This is a genomic window from Aeromonas sp. QDB54 (genome assembly GCF_027707385.1).
Classification (GTDB): Bacteria; Pseudomonadota; Gammaproteobacteria; order Enterobacterales; family Aeromonadaceae; genus Aeromonas; species Aeromonas hydrophila.
In genome coordinates this window covers 15486-39423 of record NZ_JAPCIT010000011.1, presented here as the reverse complement: position 1 = coordinate 39423, position 23938 = coordinate 15486, and the positions used below count along the sequence as shown (strand labels likewise).

The 23938-nt window shown below is 63.8% G+C and carries 14 protein-coding genes and 1 pseudogene; 4 read left to right on the top strand and 11 right to left on the bottom strand.

Annotated features, from left to right (window positions below; translation table 11 throughout):
- Positions 1-53: 53 nt before the first annotated feature.
- Positions 54-2483, bottom strand: coding sequence for a diguanylate cyclase domain-containing protein (locus PG881_RS12535; RefSeq protein WP_270800344.1), 2430 nt, complete (start codon positions 2481-2483; stop codon positions 54-56).
- A gap of 444 nt (positions 2484-2927) precedes the next feature.
- Between PG881_RS12535 and PG881_RS12530 the strand changes: the two genes are divergently transcribed.
- The 3 genes from PG881_RS12530 (at position 2928) to PG881_RS12520 (ending at position 6843) form a co-directional block, all read left to right on the top strand.
- Positions 2928-3944 (top strand): lipoate--protein ligase A, encoded by a 1017-nt coding sequence (locus PG881_RS12530; RefSeq protein ID WP_270800341.1) that lies wholly within the window; start codon positions 2928-2930, stop codon positions 3942-3944.
- Positions 3945-4132: 188 nt separating this feature from the next.
- Complete coding sequence (locus tag PG881_RS12525; RefSeq protein WP_270800339.1) at positions 4133-5827, top strand: pyridoxal phosphate-dependent decarboxylase family protein; 1695 nt, start codon at positions 4133-4135, stop codon at positions 5825-5827.
- Positions 5828-6054: 227 nt separating this feature from the next.
- Positions 6055-6843: a hypothetical protein gene (locus PG881_RS12520; protein ID WP_270800337.1), complete on the top strand. Its 789-nt coding sequence runs from the start codon at positions 6055-6057 to the stop codon at positions 6841-6843.
- A 103-nt stretch (positions 6844-6946) separates the two neighbouring features.
- On the opposite strand, the gene PG881_RS12515 is transcribed toward PG881_RS12520, so the two are convergent.
- From PG881_RS12515 to PG881_RS12475, 9 genes are all read right to left on the bottom strand, one after another.
- The gene (locus tag PG881_RS12515; protein ID WP_270800335.1) at positions 6947-7309 is read right to left on the bottom strand and encodes a copper-binding protein; all 363 of its coding nucleotides are present in this window, start codon (positions 7307-7309) and stop codon (positions 6947-6949) included.
- A gap of 58 nt (positions 7310-7367) precedes the next feature.
- Positions 7368-10496, bottom strand: coding sequence for an efflux RND transporter permease subunit (locus PG881_RS12510; protein ID WP_270800333.1), 3129 nt, complete (start codon positions 10494-10496; stop codon positions 7368-7370).
- A gap of 73 nt (positions 10497-10569) precedes the next feature.
- Positions 10570-12087 carry an efflux RND transporter periplasmic adaptor subunit gene (locus tag PG881_RS12505; RefSeq protein WP_270800331.1) on the bottom strand — a complete coding sequence of 506 codons (1518 nt, stop codon included), beginning with the start codon at positions 12085-12087 and terminating at the stop codon, positions 10570-10572.
- 283 nt (positions 12088-12370) lie between these two features.
- Positions 12371-12808, bottom strand: coding sequence for a hypothetical protein (locus PG881_RS12500; RefSeq protein WP_024945065.1), 438 nt, complete (start codon positions 12806-12808; stop codon positions 12371-12373).
- 181 nt (positions 12809-12989) lie between these two features.
- Entirely contained in the window at positions 12990-16118 is a 3129-nt protein-coding gene (locus PG881_RS12495) for an efflux RND transporter permease subunit (RefSeq protein ID WP_270800329.1), read from the bottom strand.
- 9 nt (positions 16119-16127) lie between these two features.
- Positions 16128-17327, bottom strand: coding sequence for an efflux RND transporter periplasmic adaptor subunit (locus PG881_RS12490; protein WP_201903570.1), 1200 nt, complete (start codon positions 17325-17327; stop codon positions 16128-16130).
- Between the two features lie 338 nt (positions 17328-17665).
- Complete coding sequence (gene xthA / locus PG881_RS12485) at positions 17666-18472, bottom strand: exodeoxyribonuclease III (RefSeq protein ID WP_041217889.1); 807 nt, start codon at positions 18470-18472, stop codon at positions 17666-17668.
- Between the two features lie 111 nt (positions 18473-18583).
- The gene (locus tag PG881_RS12480; protein WP_029304062.1) at positions 18584-19546 is read right to left on the bottom strand and encodes an ion channel; all 963 of its coding nucleotides are present in this window, start codon (positions 19544-19546) and stop codon (positions 18584-18586) included.
- A gap of 54 nt (positions 19547-19600) precedes the next feature.
- Complete coding sequence (locus PG881_RS12475; RefSeq protein ID WP_024945060.1) at positions 19601-21247, bottom strand: tetratricopeptide repeat-containing response regulator; 1647 nt, start codon at positions 21245-21247, stop codon at positions 19601-19603.
- A 323-nt stretch (positions 21248-21570) separates the two neighbouring features.
- Between PG881_RS12475 and PG881_RS12470 the strand changes: the two are divergent.
- Positions 21571-22658 (top strand): annotated as a pseudogene (locus PG881_RS12470) (MFS transporter).
- 189 nt (positions 22659-22847) lie between these two features.
- Here the strand turns inward: PG881_RS12470 and PG881_RS12465 are convergent.
- A complete protein-coding gene (locus PG881_RS12465) occupies positions 22848-23888 on the bottom strand; it encodes an FAD:protein FMN transferase (RefSeq protein WP_203133376.1) in 1041 nt (346 codons plus the stop codon).
- Positions 23889-23938 lie beyond the last annotated feature (50 nt).

The window sequence follows — 23938 nt, the reverse complement described above, 5'->3', positions numbered from 1 at the left end:
GCCACCTCGGTGGCCCTTCTCGTTTCACACGTTCAGGTGGCTGGGGCGCTGGGTCAGCGTCCTTTCATCAGCGGGAAGTAGCGCCGATCGGCCTGGCTCATGTGGCCGACGACCAGCTCCTGAATGATGAAGTTGAGCAACTCGTCGTTGCCCAGGGTGCCCGCCCTGGCGGCGGTCATCAGCTGGCTGGCTTTTTGCAGCAGCAGCTGGTGGTCTTGCTGGTGGCTGGCCAGCTCCGGATAGCCGAGTTCGGCCAGCATCTGCTCTTCAAAGGCGAAGTGGTGGCGGGCCACGTCGAACAGGCTCTCCATGCATTCCAGGAACAGGGCCGGGTGTTCCTGGTGATCCTTCATGTGTTCCAGCAGCCGGTTGGTCAGCACGAACAGCTGACGATGCTCGGCATTGATGCGGGGATGGCCGCATTCGTGACTGCTCTGCCACACCAGCGAGCCCTGCTCCGGATCCAGCCCGGCGGTGAACAGACAGACCCGGCCCCGCCCTCTGCCCTTGGCCTGGTACATGGCCTGATCGGCGTGGTGCATCAGGGTCTTGGGGTCGGTGCCGTGCTCCGGATAGAGCGCCACCCCTATGCTGCTGGAGATGCGCAGCTCCTGCTCCTCGTCGATGCGAAACGGATGGCGCAGGCTCTGGTGCAGATGGTCGGCCACCGCCAGCGCCTCGTCCCCGGTGTCGGGCAGCAGGATCACGAATTCGTCCCCTCCCAGCCGTGCCACCAGATCCCGCTCCCGCACGCAGTGGCGCATCCGCTCGGCCACCATGTTGAGCAGCACGTCGCCGGTCTCGTGGCCGAAGGTGTCGTTGATCGGCTTGAAGTGGTCGAGGTCGATGAACAGCAGGGCCAGCTGCGCTTCGCCCTCCATGGCCTCCTTCAACCGCTGCTGCAGCAGTCGGCGGTTGGGCAGGTTGGTGAGGGGATCGTAGAAGGCGAGCCGGCGCATCATCTCCTCGCGGGCGGCCCGCTCGGTGATGTCACGGGTCACCCCCAGAATCGCCTCCGGCTCCCCCTGCTCGTTGCCATGCAGGGTGGTGACCGTTTCGGTGGCCACCAGATGTCCCTCTTTGTGACGCAGCTGGGTACGAATGACACAGCGGGTCTGCTCGTGGTCGCCGCGTTGCCAGGCGGCGAGGGAACCGCTCAGCTCGGCGCGCAGCTGCTTTCTGGATGTCTCCGGAATAAGCTGCCTGATGGGGAGGGTCAGCACGTCGATCGCTTCGTAACCGCTGAGCGGCAAGATGGCCGGACTGACGTAGCGAAAGCGCAGGGTGGCGGTGTCCATGGTCCAGATGACGTCAGCGCTGTTCTCCGCCACGAAGCGGTAGTGCTGCTCGCTCTGGGCCAGCTCGCGGGTGAGCCGCTGGCGGTCGCGCGCCTCCTGGCGCAGGCGCAGGTAGAGGTAGCAGAAGATGCCGAGCAGGGTCAGCAGGGAGAAGGTCACCAGCATGGCCACCGCCACGCTCTTGTCGAGCAGCTGGCGCTGCTGGCGGATCCGCTCCCGATCCGGGTTGTAGAGGAAGTGCTCGAGGTCTGGCAGGGCCGAGAGCAGGCCGGCCTCGAGGTAGCTTCTGGCGATCTGCTGCCAGCGCTCCGGCTGCATGTAGCCGGGCTCGACCAGATCTGGCTGCATCAGCTCCCGGGTGGCGCTGGCTTCGAACTCCAGCTGCTCGCGGCCATAACCGCTCGGGTACTGCTCCATGATCCAGTTGATCATCTCGGCCGGATTTTCCATGGCATATCGCCACCCCTTGAGGCTCGCCTGCTGAAAGGCATAGACCCGCTCCGGCCGGTTGTTCAGCTCGCGCTCCGAGGTGAACAGGTTGTCACCGTAGAAATCGAAGTCGATGCTGCGGGGGGAGAACACCCGGTAGGGGATCCCCATCCGGGCCAGATAAAAGGGCTCGGTGGTGCTGTAGGCACTGATGGCGTCCACCTGGCCGGCGAGCAGCGCCTTCAGCCCCTGTTCATAGGGCAGCGTGCTCCAGCTGCCCGGCGGGGCATGGCGATTGAGGTAGATCTGCAGCTCCTGGGAGCCGGGCTCCAGCATCAGCCGTTTGCCCGCCAGATCCGCCGGTTGGCGAATGTCGGGCCGCTCCAGGGTGAGCAGCACCAGCGGGGAATGCTGCAGCATGGAGGCCAGCACCACGATTTGCTGGCCACTGGCGCGTGCCAGCAGCAGATCGCTGCCGCTGACCCCGTACTGGGCATTGCCCGACATCACCTCGTTGACCACATTGGTGCCGGTGACGGCGGGTCGCAAGGTGACATCCAGCCCGGCATCTCGGTAGAAGCCTCTGGCCTGGGCCGCGTAATAACCGGCAAACTGGAACTGATGTTGCCAGGGCAGTTGCACCACTATCTTGTCCACCGCCTTGGATGGCAGGGAGAAAAGGGTACAAAACATCGCTGAACCAAGCATGGGCAGATACCGGAGCAGGCGATGAAGGGAGGAATTTACGACACTCATACTCATTCCTCTCGGGAGACGGGGGTCAGTCCTAGAGTCAAACAATTCCTTGTTGCCCGCAAGGGGGCGAAAGGGCGCTGGAATGGGGGATGCGCAACAGAAAAAAAGATTTCTGTGTCACTCATCACATTTGGCTTTCCTGCTCGGTATTTTTGGCAATTATGCGAATAATTACGGAGCCATATGACCAATAAAAACGGTCGCATTTTAATCGTATTTGCCAGCCGTTTACCTCAATATCAGTGAGTGATTACTTAATTTTCAGCGCAATGCGTCAGCCTGTGTCGCCGTATCAACGGATACATTCATGTTGCTGTCAGATTGTGTCGATCTTTCATTTGTTGCGTTATCAGTCAGTAGCGAGCCAAAACAGGCAGAAGGGGGCCTGATTCTGTCGACCCCGGTGTTATGATAGCGACTCTTCCATCCCGATGAGGCCTTCCCATGTCCCGATTGCGTCTGTTGCTGTCCGACTCTCACGACCCCCTGTTCAACCTGGCGGTGGAGGAGTGCATCTTTCGTCAGATGGATCCGAACCAGCGGGTGCTGTTCCTGTGGCGCAACGCCAATACCGTGGTGATCGGCCGGGCCCAGAATCCCTGGAAGGAGTGCAACACCCGCCGCATGGAGGAGGACGGGGTGACCCTGGCCAGGCGCAGCAGCGGCGGCGGCGCCGTGTTTCACGACCTTGGCAACAGCTGCTTCACCTTCATGGCGGGCAAGCCGGAGTACGACAAGAGCATCTCCACCGCCATCGTGCTGGACGCGCTCACGCGGCTCGGGGTCGAGGCTTTCGCCTCCGGGCGCAACGATCTGCTGGTGGCGACCCCGGACGGTGAGCGCAAGGTGTCGGGCTCGGCCTATCGGGAGACCCATGATCGCGGCTTTCACCACGGCACCCTGCTGCTGGACGCCGACCTCGGCCGGCTCGCCAACTACCTCAATCCCGACCCCAAGAAGCTGGCGGCCAAGGGCATCAGCTCGGTACGCAGCCGGGTGGCCAACCTCTGCGAGCTGCTGCCGGGCATCGATCACCAACAGGTGAGCGAGGCGCTGCAGGAGGCCTTCTTCAGCCACTACGGCGAGCGGGTGCAGCCCGAGCATATCTCCCCTGAGCAGATGCCCGATCTGCCCGGCTTTGCCGACACCTTCGCCCGCCAGCGCAGTTGGGAGTGGAACTTCGGCCATGCCCCCGCCTTCAGCCATCAGCTGGACGAGCGCTTCGGCTGGGGTGGGGTGGAGCTGCATTTTGACGTGGAGAAGGGGGTGATAGGGCGGGCGCAGATCTTCAGCGACAGCCTGGATCCGGCGCCGCTCGATGCGCTGGCCGCGCGGCTGCCCGGCACAGCCTACCGCGCCGATGCCCTCGACGACCTGCTGAGCCAGTGGCGCAGCGAGTTTGCGGCCCGCCAGACCGAGCTGGAGGAGCTCTCTCGCTGGTTGCTGGTGGCGCTGCGCTGACGTTTTTCTCGCCGATGGGGCGGGTGGATCACAAAATCAAAAGAGGCGCCCGAAAGGCGCCTTTTTGCCAGCCGCCGTCCGCCCTCATGCATGACAAAAAGTAGGGGAGGCCATTAGATATTGTCGCTGTTTCAAACGGCGACCCGGGGGTATAAGGACTGCACATTTGCTGTACTAATGGTATAAAAATGAGTGACTTGGTTTATTTGAAAGATGAAGGCGTCAACGCCATCCACCCCGAATTCGAACGTCGTTTTGCCACAGTCAAAGCCAACTTCTTCTCGCGCAACCCCGATCTCTGGCCGGTCTTTCGTGAACCCGGTTTTGCCACCCTCAACGAGTTTCGCGCCCGCGGCCTGGCCCCGGACGCGCGGCTCAATGCCTGGCCCGATGGCCGTGCCCGCCTCGCCGACTTGTGCGAGACCATGCCGGTGCCGGCCACCATGCGCACCCCGGGCGAGCCCATGGCCGAGCTGCTGTTTGCCGGCGCCTTGTCCAAAGACTGGGAGAACCCCTCCAGCGTCGAGAACGTCATCACCATGTCGGCGGATCCCGCCATCTACGGCGCCCAGATGGGGATCCTCGCCAACCCCAACCTGGTCTACTCCGAATATGCCGGAGTGGCCGAGGAGCTGGAGAAGAAGGTGGTGCGCCAGATAGCGCTGCTGGCGGGTTACGACCCGGCCCGCGCCACTGGCATCTTCACCCAGGGGGGGACCTTCTGTAACCTCTACGGCTACCTGCTCGGCATCCGCAAGAGCCTGCCGGAGGCCAAGCACAAGGGGCTCGGCCACTATCAGGATTACCGCATCATCAACTCCCAGGGCGGCCACTACTCCAACATCACCAACCTCTCCCTGCTCGGGGTCGACATCGAGAACAAGACCATCCGCATCCAGGTCGGCGAGAACAACGACATCGATCTCGACCACCTCGAACGCACCCTGACCGCCTGCTTCGCTCTCAAGCACGTGGTGCCTACCATCATGCTCACCATGGGCACCACCGATACCTTCGGGGTGGACCGGGTGAAACCCGTGGTCGAGCTGCGGGATCGCCTCTGCGAGCGGTTCGAGGTGGCGGTCAAGCCGCACATCCACGTCGACGCCGCCATCGGCTGGTCGATGATCTTCTTCCTGGACTACGACTTTGCCGCCAACCCGCTGGCCATCAACAGCGCCACCCTGGCGGGGATCGAGCGCAACGTGAGCCGCTTTGCCGAGCTCAGATACGCCGACTCCTTCACCGTCGACTTCCAGAAGTGGGGCTATGTGCCCTACACCTCCAGCCTGGTGATGATCAAGGAGCAGGACGACCTCAAGGCGATGGAGAACGACCCGGAGAACTTCTCCTATTTTGAGCGGGACATTCAGGGCCAGACCCACCTGCAGTCCACCATCGAGTGCTCCCGCGGGGCGAGCGGCCTGTTCGGTGCCTATGCGGCGCTCAACTACCTGGGGGTGGAGGGGTATCGCACCGTGCTGGCCCACTGCCTGCAAAACGCCAACTACTTCCGCTTCCGGTTAAGCCAGCTCGGCAACGTCAAGCTGGTGGCGCAGGAGAACCAGGGGCCGAGCGTGGGCTTCAAGATCTACAACCCCGAGTGGGTGCAGGACCCCGACGCCGAGTTCGCCTTCGAGCTGGCGCGCAGCCCGGATGCGGCCTACAAGGCGCGCTTGCAGCGCAACACCGACTACCACCGCAGCCTGTTTACCGGGCGTGGCAAGGTGGGGCTCTACACCAACTGGGTGGAGGCCATCGCTCACTCCGACTATGACGCTCGCGGCAAGTACTCCTACATCGCCGGGGAGAAGGCGGTCTTCATGAACCCGGCCTGCGGCCGCGAACAGATCGACGCCTTTATCGACCATATCCGCGGCTGATGGTGCAGCAGTGACGGGGCGCAGGCGGGTTTCCCCCTGCGCCCTGCTTTTTTATACACCAAGCAATTGAATCAAAAGGGCTTGCTTGCGAATGGCCCGGGAAGTGTGAGGCGCTGCACGTTCCTCCCCTCTGTCTCCCTTTCTGACTTTTATCCCCCTGTTTTTTCCGTACGGTATGGACTCCAACGGGTTGATTTTCAGCCGTGGACATCAACAAAGGAGTCGTTATGGACAAGCACAGACGCAGAGTGACCCTGGGGCTGTTGAGTACCCCCCTGATCGCCACCCTGGCCGGTTGCAACAGCAGCAATGACAGCCAGGGGAGTACGGCGGATTTTCGCACCACCCTGACCGACCGGCTGAGCGCCGAGCTGCACGACGAGCAGACGGCCCGCCAGCTGGCCCCCTTCATCGAGGAGGCCTGCTTCAACATGGCCCCATCCCGGGTCGCCATCGACAGCGTCAACTGCGTAATTGCCTTTGCCTTCGGCAACCGCCCCAACGCCTCGGGCAACCCGGATGAACTGGCCGAGCCCGGCCCCATGAACGAGGCGCTGGCCGCCTGCTGCGCGGCCCTCTATCGGCAAAAGCCGGTGCCCATGTACGTGCAATGGGAGATCGCCCGCTTCCTCGACTCGGCCCGCTATCCCGATATCCCGGCCCGGGATGTCATCTCCATCGAGCCTTACTGGGATAATGAAGGCAAGCTGGTCTACCTCAGCACGGACGGGGTGGTGGAGGCCATCGTCAGGGATTATGCCGGTGGAGAGGCCGCCGCCCTCGGCACGGCGGCCGTCATCGGTCACCGCGACCACGTCAAACGCTGCATCATCACCTGCCGTGCCCGCAAGGTGGCGAGCCATGCCCCGGAGGGGATCGAACTGCCCGTCTGGTATGACGAGCAATCCGATCAACCCTGGACCCGTCGCCGCGACCTCTATGTATTGCAGGACATGTCTGTTCAGTTGCTCGGGATAGCTCAGGCGAATATCGCTCAGGCTTATCCGAACGGCTGAGGACGCCGCTCGGCGGATAGTGCAGTAGCGGATGGTGCAGTAGATAGCGCAGTAAAAGAAAACGGCGGGATGATCCCGCCGTCTTTTATTGAAATGACTCCGCTTACTGTTTCTGGATGGCGGTCACGGTGAGCTTGCCGGCCGGGTTCTCGGCGTGAAAGCGCACCGCATCCCCCACCTTCAGATCCTGGATCAGGGCCGGATCGGCCACCCGAAAGACCATGGTCATGGCGGGCATCTTGAGGTTGTCGATCGCCTCGTGCTTGATGCCGACCTTGCCGTTGGCCACGTCGATGCGGCTGATGACCCCCTGGGTCATCGCCATCTCGCCCATCTCGTTCATGCCTTCCATCTGGCTCATCTGGCCCATGTCGTGGCCGGCATGGTTCATCATCTCCTCGGCCTGCAGGCCGGTGTGGGTGGCAAGACCCATCAGCAGGGTCAGGGTCAGCGTCTTGTAGTTCATGGTGTTTCCTCGTCGTTGATTCAGATTCTTGGTTGTGAAAAGGGGCGCTGCCACCGGGTTAGCCGGCGGGTTGGTGTTCGGTCGAGCTCAGGTGCCGGCTGCGCCACAGGTAGTAGGCGGCGGGCAGCACCAGCAGGGTCAGCACCAGCGCGCTCACCATGCCGCCGATCATGGGGGCGGCGATGCGCTGCATTACCTCGGAGCCGGTGCCGTGGCTCCACATGATGGGCAACAGGCCGGCGATGATGGTGACCACCGTCATCATCTTGGGGCGCAGGCGCAGGGCGGCGCCGTGGATCACCGCCCGGTGCAGGCCCGCCTGGTCCGGCTTGCCACTGGCGATGAGGTCATCCCAGGCATGGTTGAGGTAGACCAGCATCAGGACGCCGGTCTCCACCGCCACCCCCGCTAGGGCGATAAAGCCCACTCCGACTGCCACCGAGAGGTTGAAGTCCAGCAGCCAGAGGGTCCAGATCCCGCCCACCACCGCCAGCGGCAAGGTGGTGAGAATGAGCAGCACCTCCTGGAAGCGGCGAAACGCCAGATAGAGCAGCAGCACGATAATGGCGACCGTGAGCGGCACCACGTAGGCGAGACGCGCCTTGGCCCGCTCCATGTATTCGAACTGACCGGACCAGGTGAGGGCGTAGCCCGCCGGCAGCACCAGCTGCTTGTTCACCTCGGCCTTGGCCTGTGCCACGAAAGAGCCGATGTCGCGGCCACGAATATCGACGTAGACCCAGCCGTTGAGGCGCGCGTTTTCACTGCGCAGCATGGGGGCCTCGTCGCTGATGTAGACCCGCGCCACGTCCGCCAGCGCGATGCGCGCACCGCTCGGGGTCACCAGCGGCAGCAGCTCGAGGCTCGCCACCGAATCGCGATAGCTCTGGGGGTAGCGCAGGTTGATGGGGTAGCGCTCGCGCCCCTCGATGGTCTGACCCACCTCCATGCCGCCCACCGCGGTGGCGAGCACCGCCTGTACGTCAGCGATGTTGAGGCCGTAACGGGCCGCCTTGAGCCGATCGATATCCACCTTGACGTAGCGGCCACCGGCCACCCGCTCGGCGTAGACCGATGAGGCGCCCTCCACCTTGCCGACGATCTGTTCCAGCTGCTGGCCGAGCTGCTGGATCACCTTGAGATCGGGCCCCGCAATCTTGATGCCGACCGGGGTCTTGATGCCGGTGGCCAGCATGTCGATGCGGGTCTTGATGGGGGGCACCCAGGCGTTGGTGAGGCCGGGAAAGCGGATGAGAGAGTCGAGCTCTTCTTTCAGCTTCTCCGGGGTCATGCCGGGGCGCCACTGGTCGCGGGGCTTGAGCTGGATGCTGGTCTCCATCATCACCAGATCGGCGGGGTCGGTGGCCGATTCGGCGCGCCCCGCCTTGCCGAACACGTTCTGCACCTCGGGCACGGTACGAATCAGCTTGTCGGTCTGCTGCAAAATCTCCCGCGCCTTGCCCACCGAGATATTGGCCGCGGTGGTGGGCATGTACATGATGTCCCCTTCATCCAGCGGCGGAATGAACTCGGAGCCGAGGTACTTGAGCGGCCAGAAGCCCGCCACCGTCACCACGGCGGCGATGGCCAGGGTGGTTTTCGGACGTGCAAGCACGGCCTTGAGCAGTGGCACATAGCCCTGGCTCAGCCAGCGGTTGAGCGGGTTGGCCTGCTCCGCCAGTACCTTGCCGCGGATGAAGTAGCCCATGATCACCGGCACCAGCGTGATGGCGAGCCCGGCCGCCGCCGCCATGGCGTAGGTCTTGGTGTAGGCGAGGGGGTGGAACATCCGCCCCTCCTGCGCCTCCAGCGCGAACACCGGCAGGAAGCTGATGGTGATGATCAGCAGGGAGAAGAAGATGGCGGGCCCCACTTCTATGCTCGCCTCGGTGATGATGCGCCAGCGGTTCTTGTCGGTGAGCGCCTCCCGCTCCATGTGCTTGTGGACGTTCTCGATCATCACGATGGCGCCATCCACCATGGCGCCGATGGCGATGGCGATGCCCCCCAGCGACATGATGTTGGCGTTGATCCCCTGCAGGTGCATCACGATAAAGGCGGTCAAAATCGCAATAGGGAGGGAGATGACCACCACCAGTGACGAGCGCAGGTGGAACAGGAAGGCGAGGCAGACCAGCACCACCACTGCGAACTCCTCCACCAGCTTGCCGGAGAGGTTGTCGATGGCGCGCTGGATAAGGTCGGAGCGATCGTAGACGGTGACCACCTCCACCCCCTCCGGCAGGCTGCTTTTCAGCTGGGCGAGCCGCGCCTTGACCCCGTCGATGGTGTGCTGGGCATTCTCGCCGTAGCGCATGACGATGATGCCGCCCACCACTTCCCCTTCGCCGTTGAGCTCGGCCAGACCGCGCCGGCTCTGGGGCCCGGTGACCACATCCGCCACGTCGCCCAGCAGCAGCGGGGCGCCGCGCACATTGGTACCGAGCGGGATCTGCTTCAGATCCTCCACGCTTTTCAGATAGCCGTTGGAGCGCACCATGTACTCCGCTTCCGCCATCTCGATGACGGAGGCGCCGGTCTCCTGATTGCCCTGCTTGATGGCGGTTTCGATAAGGGAGAGCGGGATACCGTAGGCGCGCAGCTTGTCCGGGTCGACCCGCACCTGATACTGGCGCACCATGCCGCCGACGGTGGCGACTTCGGAGACCCCCTCCACCGTCTGCAGCTCGTACTTGAGGAACCAGTTCTGCAGCGAGGTGAGCTGGCTGAGGTCATGCTTGCCGGTTTTGTCTACCAGCGCGTACTGATAGACCCAGCCCACCCCGGTAGCATCGGGGCCGAGCTGGGGGCGGGCGGAGGCGGGCAGGTTGGGTGCGACCTGGCTCAAATACTCCAGCACCCGGGCTCGGGCCCAGTAGAGGTCGGTGTTGTCGTCAAACAGCACATAGACGAAGGAGTCGCCGAAGAAGGAGTAGCCGCGCACCGTGGTCGCCCCCGGCACCGCCAGCATGGCGGTGGTGAGCGGGTAGGTCACCTGATCCTCCACCACCTGCGGTGCCTGGCCCGGATAGGCCGTCTTGATGATCACCTGCACGTCGGAGAGATCCGGCAGGGCGTCCACGGGGGTCTGCTTGACCGACCAGAGCCCCCAGGCGGTGAGCATGACGGTCAACAGCAGCACCAGAAAGCGGTTGCCGATGGACCAGCGAATAATCGACGGGATCATGATTTGGCTCCTTGCTCATGTTGTGCAGAGAGCGGAGCTTGGTTGTCAGCAACGCAACAAATGATGGAAGGGATCATTGCTTGGCTCCCATATCGTGCTGGCTATGGTCCATGCCTTCCATCTTGCCCATTTCATCCGACGCAGGGTTGGCGTCGCCGTCAGTAGCGGGTGCTTGCTCCTGATGGATGGTGGTGATGCGGTACTCATCCCCCTCCTGCATCACCTGCAGATGGAGGGTCTGCCCCTCGGCCAGCTTGCTGATGTCGACTCCGTCCGCCACGGTGAACTCCATCTCCATGGCGGGCCACTGCCACTCGGGGATGGGCTGGTGGGAGACCATCAGGGTGCGGTTGGCCAGATCGATGCTTTCAACCTCACCCTGGGTCCACACCTGGGCGGGGCGCACCGCCGTCATGCGCTGGAAGTCAGAATCGATGGCCGATTCGGAGTCGAGCAGGAACTGGGCCGAGCTGACGATGCTGTCCCCCGCTTCAACTCCCTCCCGGATGGCGACCTTGTCACCAAACTGGGGACCCAGAGTGACGGCCACCGACTTGAAGCTGCCATCCCCCAGCGCCAGTACCAGCCTGTCCTGGCTGCCGGTACGGATCACCGCTTCGCTCGGTACCACCAACCGGGGTTCTCCCTGCCCGGTGCGAATGCTCACCTTGGCGAACATGTTGGGTTTCAGAAACTCGTCCGGGTTGGCGAAGCGCAGCCGCACCTTGAGGGTGCGGGTGGCGGCATCCAGGGTCGGGTAGAGGTAATCGACCCGGCCCTGCCAGCTGCGTCCGGGGGCGTAGTCCAGGGTCATGGTGACCGGATCGCCCACCTTCAGCTGGGCCGCCTGGCGCTCGAACACCTCGGCGCTCACCCACACCTGCTTGAGGGTGCTGATGTTAAAGAGGGCCGCGGCGGGCTCCACATACTGGCCCTCGCGCACTTTAAGCTCGGAGACATAACCGCTGCTGGGGGCGTAGATGCGCACCGTCTCTTGCACCTGTCGGCTGCGCTTGAGGGCCGCAATCTGATCCGCCGGTACCTGCAGGGATTTGAGCTTGCCCTCGGCGGCACGCAGCAGCAGGGGGTTGGCGGTGTTGAGCGCCAGCAGGTATTCGTGCTGGGCGTTGACCAGATCCGGGGCGTAGAGCTCGTAAATAAGGCTCCCCTTGCTCACCTGTTGCCCCTCGCTCTTGATGGCGAGGGTGCGGATCCAGCCCGCCATGCGGGCGTTGACTGCCTCCAGCCTGTCCTCGTCATAACCGACGTAGCCCACCGTCTCGATCTGCTGGTGGATGGGGAGCTTCTCCACCTTGGCAAGCCGCACCCCAAGATTCTGCTGGATCTCGGGGATGATGGTGACTGTGCCGGGTGAGCCGCCCTGTTTTTCCTCATAGACGGGGATGAAGTCCATCCCCATGTTGTCCTTGGCGGGGGCATCGCGCTTGTCGCGCGGATCCATGGGGTTGACCCAGTAGAGCGGCGTCTTCTCCTTGGCTGCAGTGCCAGTGGTGGTCTGTTTGGCGGCCCAGTAGCCGCCACCGGCGCCGAGGGCCAGCAGCAGGGCGGACATCAACAGTGTCTTGTTCATGACAAGCCTCCGGCGCGCGGGAGGCGAAGGGGCGGCTGGCACGGCTGCGCGCAGGCAGACCGGGTAACGGGGGTGGATGACATGGTATCTCTTCTCTTCTGTCAGGCCGCCGGTGTGGTGGTGTGCGCGGGCTGGGCATCACCACGAGGCGGCAAACGGGGCGCAGCTGTGTCAGCGCGCACGGCTCCCTGCGAGCGGGCCGGTTTGGCCAGGGCGCAGGGTCAGGCAAGGCGGCAGAAAACGGGCAAACCGAGGCTTGCCGCTGCCGCGAGAGAAGATCTTTCTAGTGGCGCAGCACCGACAACATCAGGTGTCGGCGCGGCCAGGAGGGAGGATGGGTGCCGCGGGATCGCAGGAAGGGATCCCGCAACCAGTTGTCCAGCACGCTGCTTGCCGTCCCGAGGGGCAGCAGCAACAGTGGCAGAGCGAGCAGGGTCAGCAGGGCGGCCAGCAGCGGCAGGCCGGGAGTGCCGGTCGAGGTGAGCCCGCCGTGCATCTGGCACTCCTGGCTGGCGGCATCTTGGGCTCCCGCGTCCGGGCTTGCCCCGTGGCAGGAGAGCCCCTGCATGGCGCTGTCGCTCATGGCCTGATTGCCGTGAGTCATGGCGGCGTTGAGGGCATCCACCCCGTGCCAGCCGATGCAGAGGGTGAGATTGCAGACGAGCATCAGCCCCAGCAACAGCCGGGCAATGCGTTCGATGGGCAATCTCGCTACGAGCATGGGAAAATCCTGACAATGACTATGGGCACTGTAAACCTTACCTTGAGAGCAAGGTCAAGGTATGTGGGCAGCGGGATGGTGGCCGCGTGATCCCGCTCGCGGCTCGGGCCAGGCTGCGAGGTATTGGCCCGCCTGGCGGATAAAAAAAAGCCCCCGCATGGCGGGGGCTGTGACTCACGACTTACGACTTGGGTTGCACCGTCTTGCCGCCGGCGCGTTCCGAGCGCCGCATGATGAGGCGGAAGAACAGCGGAATGAAGAAGATGGCGATGAAGGTCGCCGCCAGCATGCCGCCGATGACCGGCCAGCCGAGGGCATGACGGCTCGCCGCCCCGGCGCCGCTGGAGGTGACCAGCGGCACACAGCCGAGGATGAAGGCGAGCGAGGTCATGACGATGGGGCGAAAACGCAGCCGCGCCGCCTCCAGTGCCGACTCGATGAGGCTCATCCCCTCTTCGTGCTTCATCACCGCGAACTCCACGATCAGGATGGCGTTCTTGGCCGCCAGGCCCACCAGGGTCACCAACCCTATCTGGAAGTAGACGTTGTTGGTCAGACCCACCAGCCAGGTGGCCAGCAGGGCGCCGAACAGGGCGAACGGGACGGCGGTGATCACCGCAAACGGCAGGCTCCAGCGTTCGTACTGGGCCGCCAGGATGAGGAAGATCATCACGATGCCGAAGCCGAACGCGGTGCCCGCACTGCCGGCGGCCGCTTTCTCCTGATAGGCGGAGCCGGTCCACTCCAGCTTGGCGTCGTTGCCGAGGGACTCGTCGGCAACGGCTTCCAGCGCGGCGATGGCCTGGCCGGAGCTGTAACCCGGCGCCGGCTGCGCCATGATCTTGGCCGCCTGGAAGATGTTGAAGCGCTCCACCAGTTCGGGGCCGGTGGCATCACGCACCGTCACCAGGCTGCTGAGCGGAATCATCTCCCCCTTGTCGGAGCGCACATAGACGTTGCGGATGTCGCTCTTCTTGGCGCGGTAGTCCGCCTCGGACTGCAACTGCACCCGGTAGGTACGGCCGAACTGGTTGAAGTCGTTGACATAGACCTGGCCGAAGGTGGCCTGCATGGTGTCGAACACGGCGTTGATGGGCAGCCCCAGCGCCTTCGCCTTCTCGCGATCCAGATCGAGATAGACCTGGGGCACGTTGGCGCGGTAGGTGCTGGTCACGCTGGCGAACTCGGGACGCTGCTTGGCCGCCTCGAGGAAGCGCTGCACCTCGGCCGAGAAGGACTGGGCATTGCCGGTGCTGCGGTTCTGCAGGTAGGCCTCCAGCCCGCCGGTGGTGGACATGCCGGTGATGGGGGGCGGGTTGAAGGAGGCGACGAAGCCGTCCGCCAGCCCCATCAGACTCATGCCCTGGAAGGTCTTGGCCAGGGAGAAGGAGTCCTGCCCGGCACCTTGCCGCTCGCTCCAGTCCTTGAGGGTGATGAAGCTGATGCCGCTGTTGCTGATGATGGCGTTTGAGAGAATGTCAAAGCCCGAGAAGGTGATGACGTCCTTCACGTTGGGGTTGGCCATCGCCATCTGGTCGAAGTCGTTCGCCACCGCCTGGGTGCGGGTGAGGGAGGCCGCATCCGGCAGCATGACGGCGGAGAGCAGGTAGCCCTGATCTTCGTTCGGTACCAGTTCGCCCGGCACCTTCATCAGCAGGCCGTAGATGGAGACCAGGATGAAGGCGATGATGGTGAACGCCACCCCGACTCGGCGGTTGAGGAAGGCCACCCCGCGCACGTAACGGCGGGTGAGACCGTCGAAGGCGTTGTTGAACCAGACGAAGAAGCGGGCCGGCTTGTGGTGGCCCTCTTTGAGCAACACGGCACAAAGGGCCGGCGACAGGGTCAGCGCCACCAGACCGGAGATGGCTACCGACACCGCCACCGTGATGGCGAACTGCTTGTACATCACCCCGGTCATGCCGCCCATAAAGGCGACCGGCAGGAACACGGCGCACAGCACCAGCACGATGGCGACCACCGGGCCGGAGACCTCCTGCATGGCGAGGATGGCCGCCTCTTTGGGCGAGCACTTCTTCTCCTGCATGATCCGCTCGACGTTCTCCAGCACCACGATGGCGTCATCCACCACGATACCGATGGCGAGCACCATGCCGAACAGGGTCAGCAGGTTGATGGAGAAGCCCAGCACCAGCATGCCGGCGAAGGTCCCGATCAGCGATACCGGCACCGCGATACAGGGGATCAGGGTGGCGCGGAAGTTCTGCAGGAACAGGTAGACCACCACGAACACCAGCACGATCGCCTCGAACAGGGTGTGTACCACCTCTTCGATGGAGATCTTCACGAACTCGGTGGTGTCGTAGGGGATCTGGTATTCGATGTCCTGCGGGAAGCGCTCCTTGAGGCGCAGCATGGTGGCGTGCACCTGATCGGCCACCGCCACGGCGTTGGCGCCCGGCTGCAGATAGGTGGCGATACCGATGGCCGGCTTGCCGTTGGCCTTGGCCAGCAGGTCGTAGTCCTTGCCGCCGAGCTCGACCCTGGCCACGTCCTTGACCCGGATCTTCGAGCCGTCCGGCATGGAGCGGATGATGATGTTCTGGAACTCGCGCACATCCTCCAGCCGTCCCTTGGTCTGCACCGTGTAGGTGAAGTCGATGGGAGCCGTGGTCGGCTGGGCGCCGATCTTGCCGGCCGCGAACTGGGTGTTCTGCTCGCGGATGGCGCCGATCACGTCGCTCGGGGTGAGCTCGAGCTGGGCCAGTCGATCCGGCCTGAGCCAGATGCGCATGGCGTAGTCGGTGCCGCCGAACAGGGTGGTGTCACCGACCCCGGGAATCCGCTTGAGCTCGTCGATGATGTTGAGCAGGGCGTAGTTCGACAGGTAGGTGGTGTCGAAGGTGCCGTCAGGCGATTGCAGGGTCACCACCTGCAGGATCGAGGTCGATTTCTTCTTGACCGTCACCCCCTGCTTCTTCACCTCTTCCGGCAGCTGGGCCATGGCGGCCGAGACCCGGTTGTTGACGTTGATGGTGGCCTGATCCGGATCGGTGCCGATCTCGAAATAGACGTTGAGGTTCATCTGGCCGTTGGAGGCCGACCCCGACTGCATGTAGAGCATCCGCTCCACGCCGTTGATCTGCTGCTCGAGCGGCGCGGCCACCGTCTGGGAGATCACCTCGGGGGTGGCGCCCGGATAGAAGGCAGTGACCGACACCACCGGCGGGGTGATCTGCGGGTACTGCTCGATGGGGAGCGATCGCATCGCCGCCAACCCGCCCAGCACTATGATGATCGAAATCACGCTGGCGAAGATGGGACGCTCGATGAAGAACTTGGAAAACATACGAACTCCTTACTTGGCCGCGGCCTGGCCGACCATCTTGCCGGTGATCGCCTTCATCTCTTCGGCAGAGACGGGCTTGACCACGGCGCCGGGACGGGCCTTCATCAGCCCCTCGACGATGTAACGCTCACCGGGCTCGAGGCCGCTGTCGATCAGCACGCCGCTGTCGACCACGGAACCCAGCTTGACCGGGCGGGGCACTACCTTGTTCTCTTTGTCCACCACCATCACCATGCGGTCGGCCTGGGACTGGACGATGGCGCGCGGCGGCACCAGGATGGCATTTTTGCGGGTACCCAGATCGATGGTCATGCGCACGAACTGGCCCGGCAACAGCACGCCGTCCTTGTTGTCGAAGATGGCGCGGGCCCGGATGGTGCCGGTTTGCGGGTCGACCCGGCTGTCGGAGAAGTTGAGCTTGCCCGCCTCGGGATAGACGGAGCCGTCCGCCAGCCGGATGTGGGTGCGCCAGTTGGTGGCATCCTTGGCCTCAATCAATCCCTTTTTCACCGAGTTCTCGAAGTTGAGGCGATCCTGCTCCGAGTAGGAGAAGTTGACGTAGAGGGGATCGAACTGGGTGATGGTGGTGAGCAGGCCGTTTTCGCCGCTGGTGGAGATGAGGCTGCCCTCGGACTGGGAGCTCTTGCTCGCCATGCCGTTGATGGGGGCGGTGACCTGGGTGTAGCTGAGGTTCAGTTCGGCCTCTTTCACCTTGGCCTGGGCGGCCTGATGGCTGGCGATGGCCGCCTCGTAGTTGGCGATGGTGTCGTCATAGTCCTTGCGGCTCACCACCTGGCGCTTGAACAGCGGGATGATGCGATCCCGGTCGGCGCGGGCCTTGTTGAGGCGGGCCTGCTCCTGGGCCAGGGTGCCCTTGGCCTGCTCCAGCGCCACCTTGTAGGGCTCGGGGTCGATCAAGAACAGCGCCTGACCGGCGGTGACCGGCTGCCCCTCGATGTATGTGCGCTTGAGCAGGATGCCGCTCACCCGGGAACGCACGTCAATTTCGCGAAAACCTGCGGTCTCGCCCACCATCTCGGTGGTCATCGGCACGTCGGTCAGCTTGACCTCGGCCACCACCACGGGCACCGGCGGCAGTGCCTGGGCTCCGGTGGCCGGCTCATCACCACAGGCGGTCAGTGCGCTGGCCAGTGCCAGGGCGATACAGCCGCGCTTGAACATCTCTTCCCTGACGTATTGCACCTTCATCATCACACTCCTGTGGGATGGTGCGCGATTGCCGCGCCCAGCCTTTTTCTTCATGAACATGGTTAACTGCATGGTTACAAATTTAACTCATTGGATTACTGACAGTTTTCTAATGATAGAGCACGAATATTGAACCCAGGCTGCTCGACACTGAAAGTTGTCGGTGTCGATCGCGCAGTGGCGGAGGGGGCCGCGACAATTTGTGTCAGTCTGGCAGACCCTGCATCGTGACCTTGCTGGGGAGCAGGAGATCCGGAGGGAATTATAAGAAGGAAAAAGCGGGGGAAGTGGGGGCTTGGTCACAGAGGGGGCTTCAAATGCCCCCTCTGTTGTCGTTATCAGGCGAAGCAGGCCCAGATGGGGGCGTGATCCGAAGGCTTGTCGATGCCGCGCAGCTCGTAGTCGATACCGGTCTCGGTCACGGTGTCCTTGAGGGCGTCGGAGGCCATGATGAGATCGATGCGCAGGCCCCGGTTCTCGTCAAAGCCCCTGGAGCGGTAGTCAAACCAGGAGAAGCGCTCGCACTCGGTGGGGTTGGCGGCGCGGAAGGTGTCGGTCAGGCCGAACCCTTTCAGGCGCTCCATCCATTCGCGCTCGATGGGCAGGAAGGAGCACTTGCCGTCCCGCAGCCAGCGCTTGCGATTGGCCTCGCCGATGCCGATGTCGAGATCGGTGGGGGAGATATTCATATCCCCGATCAGCACCAGCTGATCGCCCGGGGTGTGGTGGGTCTCCAGATAGTGCTGCAGATCCTCGTAGAACTTCTGCTTGGCCGGGAACTTGGTCTCGTGATCCTGGCTTTCACCCTGCGGGAAGTAGCCGTTCATCACCTTGATGAGGGAGCCGTCTTCGCGCTCGAAGGTGGCCATGATCATCCGGCGCTGGGCCTCTTCGTCGTCGGTGGGGAAGCCTTTCTCCACCTTGACCGGCTTCTGCTTGCTCATGATGGCCACCCCGTAGTGGGCCTTCTGGCCGTGAAACGCCACGTGATAGCCCATGGCCTCCACGTCGGCCAGCGGGAAGGCCTCGTCGTGTACCTTGATCTCCTGCAGGCCGATCACATCCGGCTGATGCTTGTCGATGATGGCTTGCAGCTGGTGCAGGCGGGCGCGCAGGCCATTGATATTGAAAGAGATGATCTTCATGTCCGGGATGCTCATGTCATTTTTATAAGTGGCTATTGGACTAGGAATCCGCCGTGGATGCAAGTGAAGGCGAGGGGCCACATCCGGGGCGGTCCGCCCGCCGCAGCGGGCTCAGCGGGTCATCTTCTTGACAAACACCACCACAAACAGCGCCAGCGTGAAGCTGCCGGTGAAGGCCTCGAAGGCGGCGAAGAGCCTTGAGAGGCCGATGGGGGTGAAGTCGCCATAACCCAGGGTGGTGAAGGTCACCACGCTGTAGTAGAGGCACTCCAGCAGGAAGATGGCGTTCTGCTCAACAGGGGCGCCGGGCCGGTAGATGAGGTGGTTGCCGTTGAAGCTCAGGCCAAAGAAGAAGTAGAAGATGCTGCAGATGAAGATGAGCAGCAGAGAGAAGAGTACCACCCGCATGGGGGCCTCGCCGTAGCCGCAGAACAGATCGACGATCCAGGAGGTGAAGCGCTGGCTCGACCAGAACGGCAGCTGCAGCCGGCGCATGGTGAGCTCCTGCTGGATGTAACGGCCGGACATGGTGAAGATACCTTGCGCTTCCGAGGCCTTGCGCAGATCGCGATAGGTCTCTTCGGCCTCTTTGAGCCAGATGCGGGCCTGCACCGGGTCGCGCTCCTTGCGGCCGCGCCGCTCCTGCATCAGCCGCTTGCCGGTATCCAGGTTGTCGAGGCGGGTATTGTGCCAGCGAATGCCGAGCAGGTTGACGTCGTCGAGGGTGGCGCAGTGCAGATTCGCTTCGCTGAGATCCGCCTTCATCAGGCTGCCGCCCTTGATGCGAATGCCGTAGAGGTGGGCCCCCTGCAGGTTGGCGCGGTAGAGGTTGCACTGCTCCAGCAGGAATCCCTGCGGGGCCCCTTTTTTCACCAGGTTGAGGCCCGCCAGATTGGCGCGGGCCAGCTGCAGGCCGTGGCACAGCCCGCCCTGCTGGATGTAGTGCTCCAGTTCGCGGGCGGTGTGGGGATCCTGATGATTGGCGTGGGGATCGTGCCAGCGGCACAGATCATGGTCCCCCGCCTCTTCGCTGCAGTGGCGACCGTCCGCCACCAGATATCGACACATGGCCATCGCCGCTCTCCTCCCTTTGCCGAGTCAGTATCAGCATAGGCGAGCGGGCCCTGGTCAGCTGAGCTGGGTAAACTCCTGACGCAGCTTGCGAAAACGATCCTGCTGGGCCGGATTGAGGGGGATGCCGTCCAGCACCTCCAGGGTCTCCTTGCACTCGGCGCCAAACTCCGGGCTCTTGCGATTTTTCTGCATCAGCTGCAGCAGCACCTGGATCTTGTTGAGGGCGGCGCCGGTATTGGCCGGGGCCCGGCGCAGCGCCTCGCGAAAGTGGCCGAGCGCCTGCTCCAGCTCGCCGCTCTGATAGGCCTTGATGCCCAGTTCGTTGAGCTGCTGGTAGCGCTGGCGACGCTCAAGCACCGTCTTGTCGTCGCGGGTGGCCTGGATGCAGGTGGTGAGCAGCCGATCCTCGTCTTCGGCCAGCAGCGCCTGCAGGCTCTCGGCATATTCGAACTCGCCGAGCTGATAGAGGGCGAGGATGGTCTCGCCCAGTAGGCTGGGGGGCATGGTGGCCGGCTGATCGAGCCAGTTCTGGTTGGCGCGGTAGAGCATCTTCTTGCCCTTGAGCAGCTCCCCCAGGGCGATCTGCACCCGAGCCTGGCAGATCTGCTCGAACACCGGGTAGTTGAACTCCGACATCATCAGCGAATCGCGGATGCGCGACAGGGCCGAGTTGACCTGCTTTTGCAGGTTGGCGATGTGGTAGATGTCGTTGCTGTTGAGGGCGTAGAGGGTCAGCGACTGGATATAGGCCCCCAGGTAGTGGGGGGTGCGATGGATGGAGTTGCGCGACAGGTCAATGAGGGAGAGCAACACGTCCTTGGCCTGGGCGTAGTCGTGGCGCAGCAGGCACACCTCCGCCAGCCGGCGGGAGAGCTGCACCGACTGGGGCGAGATGTCGACCGCCCGCTTGAGCTCCTGCTGGGCCTGTTCGTCGTTGCCGAGCGCGAGCTGGGACTCTGCCAGCCAGAGGTGGGCCTCCACCATCAGCGGGGTGTTCTTGAGGGTGGCCTGCAGGTGGCTCACCGCCTCTTCGTTCAGCCCCAGGGTATGGCACGCCTTGCCGAGGGTGAGCCGGGCCCAGCTGTTCTCCTGGCCGGCCAGCAGCTGGCGCATCAGGCTGCGGGCCTCCTTGGCCTGGCCCAGCTTGAGCTGGGTGTCGGCCTGCAGGCAGCGGCAGAAGTTGGCAAAGCGCGGCACCGCGTCGGCCCGCTCGGCGCAGGCGGCGAGCAGGGTGGGCAGATCCTCTTTGGCAAGGGCGCTGAACACGCTCTCCAGCGCCTGACGGCGGGCGAGGGCGCGTTTGAGACGAAACGAAAACTGCTCCTGAGAGAAGGGCTTCATCAGGTATTCGTCGGGCTCGGCTTCCAGCGCGCTCAGCACCATGGCGCGGGAGCTGTCACCGCTCACCATGATCACCACGCTCTGGGGCGGAATGAGCTTCTGATCCCGCAGGCTCTCCAGCAGCTGGCGGCCGTTCTCGCCGACCCCCAGCTCGTAATCGAGCAGGTAGATGTCAAAGGTCTCTTTCTGGCAGCGCCGTCTCGCCTCTTCGGCAGAGTTGGCATAGGTGATGCGGCTGATGCCGATGTTGATCAGCATCGCCTTCATCATCACCTGAAAGGAGCGCTGTTCGTTGACCAGCAGGATGCGCTTCGGTTTGGGTGGGGCTTTTTTCTCTGGCTCGGATTCCGGTGTCTGCATCTGTCTGGTCAGGGCGCTACGGGCGGATAACAGAAGTGTGCCACCAAAGCGCGCAGACAGGCAATTGAACATGGGGCGCTGCCGCGGTTTTTCCGCCAAGCCCCGCCATTCATGGCTTCTGCCTGACCAAATAGGGGGGAACTGGGGGAGGGTAGGTGGCGAACGCCTGCCTGACCTGAACGATGAAGCCGCCCACCGACCGGTGCTGAGCTCGTCCCTGCGGCGGTTTTTTTCAGGGCGGGGATTGTGCGCTCAGGTGTCTTTTGATACCACTGAATGCTTTCCCCTGCGGATCAGCTGCCATTGCGCGACAAGGAGTTCCCATGCGCCTGCCCCCCTTTCCTCCGCTGGTCTGGATCGTGATCTTGGGCACCTTCATGGTGCGCACCAGTTTTTTCATGGTCTGGCCCTTTCTCTCGATCCTGCTCTACCGGGAGTATGGTCTCTCGGCGTCCGGCATCGGGATGCTGCTGGGCGGCGCGGCCGTGCTCTCCTGCCTCATCGGCTTCTACGTCGGCTGGCTCTCCGACCGGCTCGGCCGGCGCACCATACTGCTGCTCGGCTGCGTTCTGTCGTGCGGCGCCTACCTGCTGCTCGGGTTCGGCCACTCCCTCTGGCTCATCGCCCTCGGGGTGTTTGGCTCGGGTCTCTCCTATGCCTTCATCGACACGCCGGGCAAGGCGCTGATGGGGGACCTGCTGCCCGAGAAGGCGCAGCGGGAGCTGGCTCAGCACCTGCGCTACTTCCTGCTCGGTTTTCGCCGCGAGTGCGCTGGCCGGCCGGATGCGGGGCTCACCCTGGGGCCATGCTCAGGGTGGTAGGGCGGGATCGGGCCTTCATGCTGTTTATCCTCGCCAACCTGCTGATGATGCTGGTCTACGCCCAGGTGGAGTCGCCGTTGATCCAGTACCTGACCCGCGCCGGCGCCCCCGAGGTGGAGACCCTGGTGGCCCTGCTGGTGGCCACCAATGCGCTGACCATCATCACCCTGCAGTTTCCGCTGCTGCACCTGACCCGGCGCTGGCGGGTGAGCCTGCGGCTGCAGTTCTCCATCCTGCTGATGGCGTCCGCCCAGGTGCTGTTCGCCCTGTCGAGCCCGGCCCTGCTGTGGCCCTGGCTGGTGGCGGTGTTCTTGCTGAGCGTGGGGGAGGCGGTGCTGTTCCCGCTCTTCAACGTGCTGATCGACGAGATGGCGCCGGCCCACCTCAAGGGGAGCTACTTCGGGGCCAGCGCCCTGGCCGGGCTCGGCTGGGCGCTCTCGCCCCTGGTGGGGGGCTGGCTGTTGCAGGTGTGGGGCGGCCCGGCCCTGTTTGCCGTGATGACCGCGATTTGCGTGCTGGTGTTTCTCCTCTATGGGGCGGGCAACCGGGTGGCGCGCCCGTCCGCCGACTCGGCCGGCTGCGGGGAGTAGCATGAAAGCAGCCGGTCGGCGGTCACTGGCCTGATGCCGGGGAGGGCGCACCTGCGCCGGGCCGAATGACCCAAACGGCAGGTAGCCCCGGCGCCTTGGCGCACTCCCATCGACTAGTGCCGACGTGAAGACAAGGAGGCCCCGCAGTGCGGGGCCTCTTTTTATGACGGCTGGTTTATAGCTGCTGATTTATGGTTTTTTGGCCACCAGGTAGGGGGCGAACTGGGGAGTATGGCTGGCGGCGAAGCCCTGCTCGGTCTTGACGATGAGATAGACCGCGAGACCGTGCGCTTTGGCAAAGGCCATCGCCTGCTCCGGCCCCATCACCATGAGGGCGGTGTCGAGGGCGTCGGCCTCGAGCGCGGTCGGGGTGATGACGCTGGCGGAGACCAGCTTGTGGCTGATGGGCTGGCCGGTGGCGGGGTCGATGATGTGGGAGTAGCGCTTGCCGTCGAGCTCGTAGTAGTTGCGATAGCTGCCGGCGGTGCTGAGGGCCATGCCGTTGGGGATCACCACGTCCGAGAAGGCGCCGGGCTGGTCGGACGGCTCGACGATGGCCACCCTCCATGGCTTGCCCTTGGCGTTGTTGCCCTTGCTGCGCACGGCGCCGGCCACCTCGATGAGGTAGTTGTGCACCCCTTTTTGCTCCAGCAGGCCGGCAATCTCGTCAGAGGCTGCCCCTTCGCCCAGGGTGGAGAGATCGAGGTAGAGATCGGGGATGCGCTTGCCGAGCAGGAAGTGATCCCCCTCGGGCACCAACGTCAGTCGGTCGATGCCCACCTTGTGGCGGGCGCTGGCGATCTGCTCGGCGCTGGGCCGTTTGACGGGCCGCTTGTCCGGCCCGAATCCCCACAGGTTGACCAGCGGGCCCACGGTGACGTCGAGCTTGCCTGCGGTGAGATGGCCGGCGTCGATGCCCTGCTGCACGATGTTGGCCATGGTGGCGGGAATGGCCATGGGGGGCTGGCCGCTGCCCTGATTGAAGCGGGAGATGAGGGAGTTCGGGTCGTAGGTGGAGATCTCGTGATTCATGCGCACCAGCAGGGCATCGACCTCTTGCTGCAGCGCCGGCTCACCGCCCGGGAAAGGGTCGCTCAGGGTCACCGCGTAAAAGGTACCCATGGTCTTGCCCTGAATGCGGGTCTGGATCGGGGCCGGCTGACAGGCGGTCAGCATCAGCAGCAGGGTCAACAACAGGCCACGGTGGGCCGGGCGAGCAAGAAGCGACATGACGGATCTCTTTGGCTGAAACGGATGGCACGGAACGCAAGCGTGCCGGG